Source organism: Aminicella lysinilytica, from assembly GCF_004362975.1.
Lineage (GTDB): Bacteria > Bacillota > Clostridia > Peptostreptococcales > Anaerovoracaceae > Aminicella > Aminicella lysinilytica.
This window is the reverse complement of the sequence record NZ_SNXO01000012.1, coordinates 1-12,660: the sequence shown is the minus strand read 5'-3', so window position 1 is coordinate 12,660 and position 12,660 is coordinate 1. Positions and strand designations below refer to the sequence as shown.

The 12,660-nt window shown below is 45.4% G+C and carries 10 protein-coding genes, 1 pseudogene and 1 riboswitch; of the genes and pseudogenes, 5 read left to right on the top strand and 6 right to left on the bottom strand.

Annotated elements, in window-relative coordinates:
- The first annotated feature begins 105 nt into the window (after positions 1–105).
- A riboswitch (FMN riboswitch) is annotated at positions 106–220 on the top strand.
- A gap of 136 nt (positions 221–356) precedes the next feature.
- From ribD to ribH, 4 genes are read left to right on the top strand one after another with little or no spacing between them, the layout of a single operon-like run.
- Positions 357–1,448: a bifunctional diaminohydroxyphosphoribosylaminopyrimidine deaminase/5-amino-6-(5-phosphoribosylamino)uracil reductase RibD gene (gene ribD / locus EV211_RS04310; RefSeq protein ID WP_133528204.1), complete on the top strand. Its 1,092-nt coding sequence runs from the start codon at positions 357–359 to the stop codon at positions 1,446–1,448.
- The gene (locus tag EV211_RS04305) at positions 1,433–2,068 is read left to right on the top strand and encodes a riboflavin synthase (RefSeq protein ID WP_133528203.1); all 636 of its coding nucleotides are present in this window, start codon (positions 1,433–1,435) and stop codon (positions 2,066–2,068) included. The genes ribD and EV211_RS04305 overlap by 16 nt, the downstream gene beginning before the upstream one ends.
- Positions 2,065–3,276 carry a bifunctional 3,4-dihydroxy-2-butanone-4-phosphate synthase/GTP cyclohydrolase II gene (locus EV211_RS04300; RefSeq protein ID WP_133528202.1) on the top strand — a complete coding sequence of 404 codons (1,212 nt, stop codon included), beginning with the start codon at positions 2,065–2,067 and terminating at the stop codon, positions 3,274–3,276. The genes EV211_RS04305 and EV211_RS04300 overlap by 4 nt, the downstream gene beginning before the upstream one ends.
- Positions 3,277–3,292: 16 nt before the next feature.
- A complete protein-coding gene (ribH, locus tag EV211_RS04295; protein WP_133528201.1) occupies positions 3,293–3,754 on the top strand; it encodes a 6,7-dimethyl-8-ribityllumazine synthase in 462 nt (153 codons plus the stop codon).
- A gap of 284 nt (positions 3,755–4,038) precedes the next feature.
- On the opposite strand, the gene EV211_RS04290 is transcribed toward ribH, so the two are convergent.
- Together EV211_RS04290 and EV211_RS04285 are read right to left on the bottom strand one after the other, a co-directional pair.
- Entirely contained in the window at positions 4,039–5,196 is a 1,158-nt protein-coding gene (locus EV211_RS04290) for an iron-containing alcohol dehydrogenase (RefSeq protein ID WP_133528200.1), read from the bottom strand.
- Positions 5,197–5,205: 9 nt separating this feature from the next.
- Positions 5,206–6,960: an AMP-binding protein gene (locus EV211_RS04285; protein WP_133528199.1), complete on the bottom strand. Its 1,755-nt coding sequence runs from the start codon at positions 6,958–6,960 to the stop codon at positions 5,206–5,208.
- 183 nt (positions 6,961–7,143) lie between these two features.
- On the opposite strand from EV211_RS04285, the gene trpS reads away from it, so the two are divergent.
- Entirely contained in the window at positions 7,144–8,145 is a 1,002-nt protein-coding gene (trpS, locus tag EV211_RS04280) for a tryptophan--tRNA ligase (RefSeq protein WP_133528198.1), read from the top strand.
- 581 nt (positions 8,146–8,726) lie between these two features.
- On the opposite strand, the gene aguA is transcribed toward trpS, so the two are convergent.
- From aguA to EV211_RS10675, 4 genes and pseudogenes are all read right to left on the bottom strand, one after another.
- Positions 8,727–9,857 (bottom strand): agmatine deiminase, encoded by a 1,131-nt coding sequence (aguA, locus tag EV211_RS04275; protein WP_133528197.1) that lies wholly within the window; start codon positions 9,855–9,857, stop codon positions 8,727–8,729.
- A gap of 23 nt (positions 9,858–9,880) precedes the next feature.
- Positions 9,881–10,984 carry an ornithine carbamoyltransferase gene (locus tag EV211_RS04270; RefSeq protein WP_133528196.1) on the bottom strand — a complete coding sequence of 368 codons (1,104 nt, stop codon included), beginning with the start codon at positions 10,982–10,984 and terminating at the stop codon, positions 9,881–9,883.
- Positions 10,984–12,114: an APC family permease gene (locus tag EV211_RS04265; protein ID WP_279222018.1), complete on the bottom strand. Its 1,131-nt coding sequence runs from the start codon at positions 12,112–12,114 to the stop codon at positions 10,984–10,986. Before EV211_RS04265 ends, EV211_RS04270 begins: the two co-directional genes overlap by 1 nt.
- Before the next feature lie 345 nt (positions 12,115–12,459).
- Positions 12,460–12,660: pseudogene (locus EV211_RS10675) on the bottom strand (IS30 family transposase); the annotation flags it as partial.

The window sequence follows — 12,660 nt, the reverse complement described above, 5'->3', positions numbered from 1 at the left end:
ATTATTTTCCATGCTCGTCAACCAGTTTTTTCCATTTCTATTAATTTCAGACATTTCCCATATACCGGTTGACAGCCTATGGCTTGTAGTATACAATGAATTCAAGTTAATCTTCAGGGCAGGGTGTGATTCCCTACCGGCGGTAAAGCCCGCGAGCCGTAAGGCATGATTCGGTGTAACTCCGAAGCCGACAGTATAGTCTGGATGAAAGAAGATGAAACGCTTGATTGCGTATGTTTCATTTGCTCTGGAATTTATTTCCGGAGTTTTTTTATGGACCTACGCAGATAGGTTTGTTTTACTTGCCCTGGAGCCCTATGGCTTCAGGGCATTTTTAATGCGAAGGGGATGTTTACTTGAACGACAAAGATTATATGACTTTGGCTATAGATCTGGCCCGCCGCGGCGGAGGTTACGTGAACCCTAACCCCCAGGTCGGTGCTGTCATCGTAAGAGACGGCGTTATCATCGGCCAGGGTTACCACGAGAAATGCGGCGAACTTCACGCCGAGCGCAATGCTCTGGCCTCCTGCACAACCGATCCACGGGGCGCAACTATGTATGTGACTCTGGAGCCCTGCTGCCACTACGGCAAAACTCCGCCTTGCACAGCTGCTATCATAGAGAAAGGTATTGCCAGGGTAGTCATCGGCTCCCGTGATCCCAATCCCAAGGTTTCAGGTAAAGGCGCAGAACAGCTTCGCGCTGCTGGTATAGAAGTCGTCAGAGATTTTATGCAGGGCGAATGTGATGAATTAAATGCGATATTTTTTCATTATATAACAAAAGGCAGGCCGCTGGTTACTATGAAGTACGCTATGACTATGGACGGCAAGATTGCCACTCACACGGGAGCTTCCAAGTGGATTTCATGCGAGGCCTCGCGCATACATACTCATGAAGCCAGAGCGAGGAATATGGCCATTATGGTAGGGCTGGGCACTGTCGTAAACGATGACCCTTCCTTGACTGCAAGGGCCGGCATCGGGCCGGATCCTCTGCGAATAGTATGTGACAGCAACCTATACACACCCCTGTCCGCAAAGATAGTCGGACCCGGCACGATTATCGCCACCTGCGAAAGCGATGTCGACAAATGTCGCAAATTTACGGAAAAAGGCGCAGAGGTCCTCACCCTCGGACGTAATAAAAACGGCCAAGTCGACCTTTGTGAACTTATCGCAGCCTTGGGGGAAAGGAAAATCGACAGCCTGATAATCGAAGGCGGCAGCACACTTAACTGGTCCGCTCTGGAAGCTGGAATAGTCGATAAACTGCAGGTGTATGTAGCTACGAAAGTATTTGGAGGGGCTGAAGCCAAGAGCCCTGTAGGAGGACCTGGGGTCGAGCTTCCGGACTATGCCTTCAAACTGCAGAACACCAGAATTACAAATATAGAAAGCGATATTCTTATAGAAAGTCAGGTGATACCATGTTCACAGGGATAATTGAAGAAGTTGGAAAAGTCAAGGCAATCAGGCGCAGCAGCAGCGACAGCAAGATCATCATCGCCTGCAGTAAAGTCCTCGGTAAGACCAGCTCACTGAAAGGCCAAATTAAGCCTTTTACCCAGCCGACAGCCATCGGTGACAGTATCGCCGTCAACGGCGTCTGCCTGACAGTAACAGCCATGGACAACAGCACATTCACTGCAGACGTCATGCCGGAAACCTTTGAGCGATCTAGCCTTGGCAAACTCAGACCCGGAGACCCTATAGACCTGGAACGTGCCATGGCAGCAGACGGACGCTTCGGGGGCCACATAGTCAGCGGCCACATTGACGGAGTCGGGACCATAGAGAGCCTCAGACGTGACGGCAACGCAGTCTGGTTTGAGATAGCAGCAGCCCCGGAGATTCTCAGATACATAGTGACCAAAGGCTCCATCACTATAGACGGCATCAGCTTGACGGTAGCATCGGTCAGCGACAGAGCTTTCAAGGTTTCCATCATACCCCACACTCTTGAAGCCACTGCCCTTTCCGCGAAGAAAGCCGGCAGCATCGTAAATCTGGAAAACGACATTATAGGAAAATATGTAGAAAAATTAATTGGAGGGACCAAATGACAAAGACAGAATTCAAGTTCAATACTATAGAAGAAGCCCTGGAAGACCTGAAAAACGGCAAAATAATTCTTTGTACGGATGATCCGGACAGAGAAAACGAGGGTGATTTCATCTGCGCCGGCCAGTACGCCACCACAGAGAATATCAACTTCATGGCCGTTCACGGAAAGGGCCTCATATGCATGCCTGTAGACGATGAAGTCTGCAAAAGGCTACAGCTGCCTCAGATGGTCGCAGATAATACTGACAACCACGAGACGGCTTTCACCGTGTCCATCGACCACGCATCGACGACGACAGGGATTTCAGCTGAAGAGCGCGGTCTGACGGCCCGCAAGTGCGCCGACCCTGCCAGTGGGCCTATGGATTTCAGACGTCCGGGACACATGTTCCCGCTTCTGGCCAAGAAAGCCGGAGTTCTCAAGCGCAACGGCCACACGGAGGCAACCATCGATCTCATGAGGCTTGCCGGCCTGTCGGGCTGCGGCATCTGCTGCGAAATAATGGATGAAGACGGCACTATGATGCGCACGCCTAAGTTAACGGAACTGGCCACAAAATATAACATCACATTCATAACTATCAAGGATCTCCAGGACTATCGCAAAAAGCACGATTCTCTGGTGGAGCGCGAGGCTACGACTAAGCTACCTACTAAGTACGGAAATTTCACGGCCGTGGGCTTCGTGAACAAGCTCAACGGCGAGCACCACATAGCTCTGGTCAAAGGCGACATCGGCGATGGCAAGGATATACTTTGTCGTGTGCATTCGGAATGCCTCACCGGCGACGCCTTCGGTTCGACTAAATGCGACTGCGGTCAGCAGCTAGCATCAGCCATGATGCAAATAGAAAAAGAAGGCCGTGGCATACTTTTGTATATGCGTCAGGAGGGCCGCGGCATCGGTCTCATCAACAAACTCAAGGCTTACGAACTGCAGGACAAAGGTATGGATACCCTGGAGGCCAACCTGGCTCTGGGCTTCCCCGGAGACCTGCGCGAGTATTACATAGGCGCTCAGATCCTGCGTGACCTCGGCGTCCACACAATCAGATTGCTTACCAATAACCCTGATAAGGTCTACCAGTTAGAAGAGTACGGTATGGAAATCACCGAACGCGTGCCCATCCAGATGTCGGCTACGACTCACGATCTCTTCTATCTTAAGACCAAACAAAAGAAAATGGGACATATTTTAGATTATTAATAACGGAGGAAAACAAATGAAAATCTATGAAGGAAAACTAGTATCTAAGGAAATCAAGGTCGGAATCGTATGCGCCAGATTCAACGAGCTCATCGTGTCTAAGCTTCTCGGCGGAGCACTGGACGGTCTCAAACGCCACGACATCAAAGATGAAAATATAGATGTTGCATGGTGTCCGGGTGCTTTCGAGATCCCCCTTATCGCAAAAAAAATGGCAAACAGCGGCCGTTATGATGCTGTCATCTGTCTCGGCGCTGTCATCCGCGGAAGCACTTCCCATTACGGCTTCGTATGTGCGGAAGTTTCCAAGGGCATCGCTACCGTCGGCCTGGAAACCGGTCTTCCGGTTATGTTCGGCGTCCTGACAACGGACAACATCGAGCAGGCTCTGGAACGAGCTGGTACCAAGGCCGGCAACAAGGGCTACGATTGTGCTCTCGGCGCCATTGAAATGGTCAACCTCATGGCTGAAATATAGCGAGCGACCCTTCCGTCGCACTAGTCCTCGTGTGCAGGCAACCATAATAGTCTCACTCGCGAAGAATAGAACGTGCCGCGAACTCGGCGAAATAACCACAGTTTACTGTTGAAACTGTAAAAGGAGAATCCCTCAGTGTAATAATACAAGTACGATTACACTTTAGGGCTTCTCCTTTTTTGTTCTTTCGCCTCAAACAGCGCGACACATTTGTCTATTCTTCCAGCTCGTCTGCGACTATGGTTGCTCTTGCTCCTGCGGGAACGTTAGCGTAAGGGTGCTCGCTATAAAGCTGCCTGGTATATTTCCAATACATCCGCTTCTGAAAGCGGAACGTAAGTCTTCTTAAATGTGTTCTTCAGCTTAGCTGCCATAACCGGCAGAGACTTCTCCTCTACTCCCGCCTCCGTGAGGGTCTCAGGCAAGCCCATGGACTTGAAAAATTCACGAGTACACTCTATTGATTTCTTTGCCGTAGTCATATCATCATCAGCATCTGATAGACCCCAGACATTTCTGCCATACTCTGCGAACTTAGGCGTCGTTTCATCTGACAGTACCTTATCCATCCAGAAAGGTGTCAGAATAGCCAGGCCAACTCCGTGGGTAATGTCGTAGAAAGCACTTAGTTCATGTTCCATTCCGTGAACAGTCCATGGCATCCCAGAACCGTATCCGATCAACTCGTTAAGAGCAAGTGACGAAGCCCACATGATATTAGCGCGGGCATCATAGTTCTTAGGTGTCTTAATCGCCACAGGTCCGTACTGGATGCAGGTCTTAAGAATAGCCTCGCAAAGCCTTGCCTGTATGAATCCGCCGCTGACGGTGGTGAAATACTGTTCGAATACATGACTCATTATGTCAGCAACACCGGCAGCCGTCTGACCTGCTGGCAGACTGTAGGTATACTTAGGATCTTCGATTGAGAATACCGGCTTCAGCCAATGGCTGTAAGTTCCCAGTTTCTCGTTGGCACCCATATCAGAAATAACTGCATTGCCATTCATTTCCGATCCTGTAGCCGCCATAGTCAGCACTGTTACTACAGGCAGGGCTGCTTTTATCTTGGAGCCGTCAAGGACCAGATCCCACGGATCGCCGTCATAGCATGCTGCGGCGGCAATGACCTTGGAACAGTCTATGGTACTTCCCCCGCCAATGGCCAGGACTACATCTATATCCTTGCTGCGGCAAAGTTCAGCACCCATTCTTACAGTGTCGATGCGTGGATTAGGATCCACGCCGGACAGCTCGTAATATTTGGTGCCTGCCTCATGCAGCACGGCGCAGGCCTCATCGTATGCGCCATTCCTTTTAATGCTTCCGCCGCCGTAAACCATAAGAACCTTAGTGCCCAGGTTAGCGATCTCAGCCAGATTCTTTATCTGACCTTTTCCAAAATACACCTCTGTAGGTATAGAATAATTAAAATTGTTCATTTTCTGCTCCTATTTCAATCCTAATTCTTTGATTTCTTCATTTATCTGTTCCATTTCCAGATTACGCTTGGTCTTGGCCGTAGTGGTCTTGATAGTCGGCCTATCGGACAGATAATATCTCTTGACCATCTTATACGATGGCATACTACTGTTTATCTCATTCATGTCAGCGTCGAATTTCTTCTGCAGCGCCTCGAGAGTCATATTATTATCCTTCAGATATTCTTTGTCGTAAACTACCTTAGCCCACAGGACGAAATCGTTCAGTTTGTTGCGTGTAAATACCATACTCTCGGAAACATATGGCAGGAAGTTTATAAGATTCTCGATTTCTTCTGGGAATACATTCTTGCCATTCTTCATGACGATGACGTTCTTCTTACGTCCGCTGATGAACAGGAATCCGTCTTCATCTATGTAAGCATAATCGCCCGTATGGAACCATCCGTCTTCCATGACTTCAGCCGTTGCCTCCGGATTGTCCATATATCCAAGCATGACATTGTCTCCACGGACTACCAGCTCGCCGACGCCGTTCTCGTCTACATCTACAAGCCTAGCGTCTACATTAGGCATGATAACGCCTGATGAACCCGGTTTCAGATATCTGTATGTCTCGCTGGCGATTGTCGGGGAAGTCTCCGTCAGACCGTAACCCTGTACCGTCAGGATCCCGAAATCGTTAAGGCCCTTGGAAACCACCGGATCCAGAGCCGCCGCGCCGTTTATGATAAATCTCATACGTCCGCCCAGTTGATCTATTATAGGCTTAAAGAAACGCTTTCTAAGGTTTATTCCCATCTTATCTGAAGCATCGCAGAGCTTCAGCGCCTTCTGGATCTTGCCCAACTGACCTTGCTCAGTGATTGCCTTCATTATCTTCTTATACATGCTTTCCAGCAAAAGTGGAACGCTGGTGATGACTGAAACGCCATACTCTTTCATGTTTATGGTGATGTACTTGAGTCCATCGCAGAATACATTTGTCAGGCCCTGTGACAGGAAAGTCACCAGTCCCGAGAATCCATAGATGTGATGCAACGGCAATATGATCATGTTGACATCGTCCTCAAAGAACAGCTCTTCGCAATTCATGCCGTAATTGCAGCTCATAAGGTTCTTATGTGAAAGCATAACGGCCTTGGACTGGGCTGTAGTGCCCGACGTGAACAAAATGAATGACATGGCTTCCGGGTCTATCTCGGCTTCTACGTAACGTTTGTCGCCGTTTTCTACCAGAGCTTCTCCGGCCGTCAGCAGACCCTCGATGCTCTCGCCCCTTTCGCTGGCGTAACCCATGGAAACAGCCATCTTCAGAGTAGTATTGCCATCATCATATATCTCTTCGATTAATTTGGAATGCTTTTTATCATAGAATATGACTTCAGCGCCGCTTCTGTTGATGCAGCTTTCAAGCTCATCCTTCTGAAGTCCGCTGTCTAATGGCACTGTAACTCCAACTCCGCAGGCAGCCGTTATATATGCCAGTATCCAATTGTAACTGTTGGCGCCGATAACTGCGATTTTCTTATCCTTGAAACCCTTGTCGATAAGAGCCGTGCCTAGGAAAGACATCTGATCGAACATTTCCTTATATGTAGTGTTTATATAGGTGACTTCCTTAGTTTCTTTATTCTTGATTTTGGTGATGAATGCTACCTTATCGCGATACGCTTCTGAGCAAAATTTCATCATCTCTCTCAGATCCCTGAACTGGTAAAATTTCTTCTCCAGCTGGTAATCATTTTTATATCCGTTTTTCATCTTTCCCCTCGTTTTCCGGTCATCCAAAATGTGCAGATGACCCTAGATAATAGATTATCATTCCAAGGCCCATATGTCAATTTACTAATGTTATATTTTGTCGCAAAACTTGCCCGCAACCTTGACCGTAGCCGTTTTCGGTGATATAATTTTGTGCAATGATGCAAAAAGGAAAGGATTATTATGATAAACAGCAACAAAAAAAAGCCTAGAGTTTTTTCCGGTGTTCAGCCAAGCGGCAATCTACACCTGGGCAACTATCTTGGCGCACTGAGACAGTTCGTAGATCTTCAGGAAGATAACGAATGCATCTACTGCGTAGTAGACATGCACGCTATAACCGTTCCCCAGGATCCTAAGGAACTTCATAAACATATACTTGACGTAGCCGCACTTTATATGGCTATCGGCATCGACCCTAAGAAGTCGATCATATTCGTACAGTCCGACGTACCGGGACATGCTGAACTCAACTGGGTCCTGACCTGCAATTCATACACAGGTGAATTATCCAGAATGACACAGTTTAAATCCAAGAGCCACGGACAGGCATCGGCTCCTGCAGGACTTTTCTGCTATCCGGTCCTCATGGCCGCTGACATTCTGTTATATGATACTGACATCGTTCCCGTTGGAAACGACCAGACTCAGCACATAGAACTCTGCCGCGACATCGCAACCAGAGTCAACAACACCCGCAAGGAAACCTTTGTTATCCCTGAGGGCAGATATATGAAGGAAGGCGCCAGGATCATGGCTCTCGACGACCCATCTCAAAAGATGAGCAAGTCGGCAACCAACATCCACAGCACCATTTCACTCCTGGATGAGCCGAACAAAATCAAGAAATCCATCATGAAGGCTACTACGGATTCTGACGGAGTCGTAAGGTTCGACGTTGAGAACAAACCGGGCGTAAGCAATCTCATGAATATATACAGCGTACTTACCGGCGAGTCTCTGGATGACCTGGAGACCTCGTACAAAGGTAAAGGCTACGGAGATTTCAAGAAGGATCTGGTCGGCGTTGTGACTGAGTCACTGGCCCCTATTCAGGCTAGGTATAACGAGATCAGAAACTCCGAGGAGTTGCTACGCGATCTGGCCGATGGCGCAGACAGAGCTAATGAAATAGCTGAAGGCGTTATGAAGCGTGTTAAGAAGAACTTCGGATTAGGAATATAGCGTAGATGCGAGAACGCTCACTAGTCCTCGAGACAGACAACCATATAGCCTCACTCGCCAAGAATAGAATGTGTGGCGAACTCGTTGAAATATAAAAAGTCTCTTTCAGAGCCTTTAAAAAGAGAATCCCTCAGGTAAATCATACAAGTATGATTTACTCTTCAGGATTCTCTTTTATATTTCAATTCAGACAGCGCCACACATTTAACATATTTTACCATATTTGTATTGTAATAACATTTTAAATATGATACTATATTAAATGGAACACCGCTTGGTGGCTTGTCACTTCCTCTGAAGGGAGGTGATGCTTATTATGTATATTACTTTATCTGATTTAATTCAGGTTGGAATATTCGTTGTAGCTCTTATTACCTTATGTAATTTGCATAAGTAACAAGAAAGCCACCTGAAATCAGGTGACTTTCTTAAACAATCGTCTAGGACAAGCCGCCATACGAAAAGCGGTGTTCCTTTTTGTGAGTTCATTGTACCATATCTATAAATAAATGTAAAGAGTTCTCGTAGCTACGTTTTGGTTGAAAGTAACTTCTTCCTTAAATTTGCAAATGCTCACTGCCTTAATGCGGCTGTTGCTGAGTTATACAATGTATAGATCCGCCTCCCAGGGCGATACTACGTACATTTACAGGTCTTACTATATACCTGTCTCCTGCTATTTCTTTCATACGTTGAATAGCTTCATCATCAGTACTTACGCCATACATCGGAAAGATTATGGAGCCGTTTGTGATCAGGAAATTTGCATAACTGCCAACGGCTAATTCGCCTTCATCCCTCCAGGTTCCATCATCAGCCTGTCCAACTGCGTCAATGTCAGTTATGTTCTCTCCTTCTTCTTCACTTAAATAGCATGGAGCTGCAACTGTAAGCTTATGTACCTTCAATTTTCTGCCTTTTGCGTCTGTTGAATTACATAAAGTTTCATAACAGTCCTTGTAAATATCATAGCATTCATCATTTTCGTCATCAGTGTAACAGCACACGACTTCTCCCGGTGCAATAAATGCGCATACATCATCAACATGTCCGTCGGTCTCTCCCTCTCCGGTGTCGATACCTTCTTTCAGCCATATGACTTTCTGACATCCAAGATAATCGTGCAATTTACCTTCTATCTCCGCTCTGTTAAGGGTGCTGTTCCTATTAGCATTAAGCAGACAGCTTTCGGTGGTAATGATAGTGCCTTCACCATCAGTATTGATGGATCCACCTTCTAGAATGAACCTGGTTTTATACCTTTCATGACCGGATATCTGAAGCATCTTTCTTGCCATCAAATCATCGTCTGCATATCTGATGGTAGTTCCGTTGATTTCTCCACCATATCCGTTGAACTTAAAATCAACGCCTCTCACTTCTCCTGTTGCCCTGTTCTTAACATAAATAGCGCCCGTGTCTCTTACCCAGCAATCCTCCGTTGTCATTTCATATATGCTTACATCCATATCTGAAAATACACGTTCAGCTGTGATAAACATTCTATTGGGAACTATTACATTAACATGAGTGCCCGCTTTGGTTATAGCTTCAGCTAATTCTACCTGAGCATGTCTGGCTTCATAGCCTCCGTTATACCATGTCTCCATATTCATTGCCCAGACTATCCATACGGCATCTTGTTTTTCAAATTCTGCAGGCATAATAAACCCATCTTCAAATGGTGTTGTTATAGGATTTTTTACTGTCATTTTTTCCTCCAAATAATTGATTCCTAATTATGCGTTAACTCCGCTCCGAACTGTAGACGCATATTATCGATTATCTTCCAAGCGTCTTTCTCCATTCTGACTTTATCTTCTTCAGTGACCATTTCTCTATCAGCCATAAGATATGCAAGTAATCCTCTCTGAGTGTGTAATCTATTTTCCGCCTGTTTCCATAGCAATGATCCATCAAAGTCCATGGCGTAATCTGTCATTTCTTTTCCTCTTAAAGCCGGAAGATAATGCATGGTTTTCGCGGTTGGACATTTTGCCAGCAATTGTTCAGATACCTGATATCCACCTCCGATAAATACATCATTGAAGTGTTTCATATCTGTATCGTCTTCCATACCCTCATAACAGTAACACCCTGAATAAATAAAGTCAGCGTTTTTAACACCTTCATCTACATTATTTGTCCAGCTGTATTTGCCTCCGCCTTCTTTACAGGCAATTTCAATTTCCTTGAGATTCTTCTCTACCATCCATTTTTCACCTAATTCAAACTCACCGCCCAGTTCATGTCCTTCAGGTACCAGGTGGACTACTTCAGCCCCGAATCTAGGTAAAAGTTTAGCTAGATCATTAGCACTCGATTCACCAGCATCTGCGCTTCCAACGAAAACGAGTTTAATATCCTTCAATTCCTTACCTTCCGGCAAATTTTCTATAATAGTAACCAGATCACATAATGTCTGTGTAGGATGTCTATAGAAATCCATGCCGTTAAAAACAGTTACAGATGAGTGCTTAGCGAACTCTTCGATTTCCGAAACCTCAGACCATCTCATAGCTATGCCATCCACCATACTGGAGATTACCTTTGCGCTATCCTCTATTGTCTCCCTGTGGCCTAAATGCAACTCGCCATGGGGCCCGCCTGTTAAAAACAGTGCGTTTGCTCCCAGCTCCTGGGCAGCAACTTCAAAAGATATTCTCGTTCTGGTCGAATTGCCGTTAAATATCAAAGCTACTGTCTGTTCCTTCAGCAGTTTAGGTACATATCCATTCTTCGCGCACTTCTTCAAGTATATTATCAAATCCACTAGTTGAAGCAATTCGTCTGTAGAATACTCCCAGCAATCCATAAAATTCTTCATTCTGATTTTCATTATTTCACCTGTTCCTCTCTGTTGTTCTTTTTCTTATTGATTTTCGGGAAAACGAAATACATTACTATTCCGATCACCCAACATGCTCCGCTTGCAAGTAATGATTGTATGCCTGCAGTAGCCATTGCATATGCTGCTATGATAATTGGAGCTGAAGCAGCTATACAGAAGAACACTTTGTTTTTTCCAAATTGAAAGCAATTCCACGTCTTTCCTTTTGCTTCCCGTATTCTCAATACTATTGCAGAAATCATGATCATTATTATAGGGAACAATAACAGCAATACATCTATTATTATCAAGTCAGCAAATGATCCCTGACTCAGTACTATGGAAATGACTCCGCTTGCTATGATAGCTCTATATGGTGTGCCATACTTGGGATGCTCTTTTTCTAACCCCGGGAAGAACAGCCCGTCTTCTGCCAACTGTGAGGTTACGACTGAACCAAAGGACATATAACTAGCAAACACGCTTAAATTTCCAAATACACCCGCTATTACAAAAAGTATCATCAGGAAATTTCCGCCGACTAGTCTGCCTAATTCTACGAAATCTATAGGGCCGGCTGCAGACCAATCCTGCCAGTTTCCCACAACTGCCAAGCCGACAAAAGTAGGTACTATATAGATAAATGTAGCCAAAGGCACAGCATACAGGAATGCTTTGGTAAGCAAAGGTCCAGAGCCTTCCACCTCGCCGCTGAAAGAATGCAGCGATTCATATCCCATAAACAGCCAGAATCCTATCATAAGTGCCGTATTAGTATCCATAATGGCGTTACCACTTCCGAATATAGGGATACATGGGTTTTCTACCATCTGTGGAATTCCCATAATTATGGTCAATATAAACGGTACTAACAGAATGATTCCTGAAATCGTAGCAGACAAGGCAAGCACTTCGATACCTCTTATGCTAAGCAAACAGATAACAACTATGAAAGCTATTCCCATTATCCATCTTTGGGTTTCATTTAGATTTAATTTAAATGCAGTATTCAGATACTCCATTGCAATGACCATATATACGGCAGTATCTACATAATTGGCAAGGGAAATCGACCATCCTGATATATATGCAGGAAATCTTCCCAAGGCCTTTTTGATCCATCCGTACATACCATCCACTTCAGGATATTTAGGGTCGATTGCAAAACTAACTTCCAGTTTGCAAAAGAAAATTCCAGTAGAAAATAATTTGCAAGATTAATTTCTGTTTTATCAGAGCAAAACAGAAATTAACTTTGCAAATCCGGAAGTAAACATTACAAACATTGGGAAATCCGGAAGTTACTAAGCCAAACATGTTGAAATAGCCATGCAAACGGTGGTAGTATATAGGTGAGCAATCAGATACGACCGAATTCAAGGCACACTTAAACCGGGTCGTCGTTCGCGTTGATATTTCGCAAGAGGAACTTCCACCCCTGTGTGTCGATATGGATGAAGATGAAGGTAGCGGTAATTATCTTTCTACTTCAGCAATTCTGGCGTAAGGTTGATCTCATTGGCTTCGATAAGATGAGAATTTAGCTTTCCCGCTGTATCGTCGCCGTATAAGAAGCTGAACAACTGAGCAGGTGATCGGTCGCTCAGCTTTTTTCTTGTATATGAATTGATATTATCCATCATCAGATCTACCTTTCCCTGTGTAAGAAATAGAAATGATGCCTT

Bases quoted from the DNA above. Each gene is read 5' to 3' on its own strand.
- EV211_RS04300 (WP_133528202.1), top strand. From the start codon at position 2,065: ATGACAAAGACAGAATTCAAGTTCAATACTATAGAAGAAGCCCTGGAA.
- EV211_RS04285 (WP_133528199.1), bottom strand. From the start codon at position 6,960: ATGAAAAACGGATATAAAAATGATTACCAGCTGGAGAAGAAATTTTAC.
- EV211_RS04270 (WP_133528196.1), bottom strand. From the start codon at position 10,984: ATGAAAATCAGAATGAAGAATTTTATGGATTGCTGGGAGTATTCTACA.
- trpS (WP_133528198.1), top strand. From the start codon at position 7,144: ATGATAAACAGCAACAAAAAAAAGCCTAGAGTTTTTTCCGGTGTTCAG.
- ribH (WP_133528201.1), top strand. From the start codon at position 3,293: ATGAAAATCTATGAAGGAAAACTAGTATCTAAGGAAATCAAGGTCGGA.
- EV211_RS04290 (WP_133528200.1), bottom strand. From the start codon at position 5,196: ATGAACAATTTTAATTATTCTATACCTACAGAGGTGTATTTTGGAAAA.
- aguA (WP_133528197.1), bottom strand. From the start codon at position 9,857: ATGACAGTAAAAAATCCTATAACAACACCATTTGAAGATGGGTTTATT.
- EV211_RS04305 (WP_133528203.1), top strand. From the start codon at position 1,433: ATGTTCACAGGGATAATTGAAGAAGTTGGAAAAGTCAAGGCAATCAGG.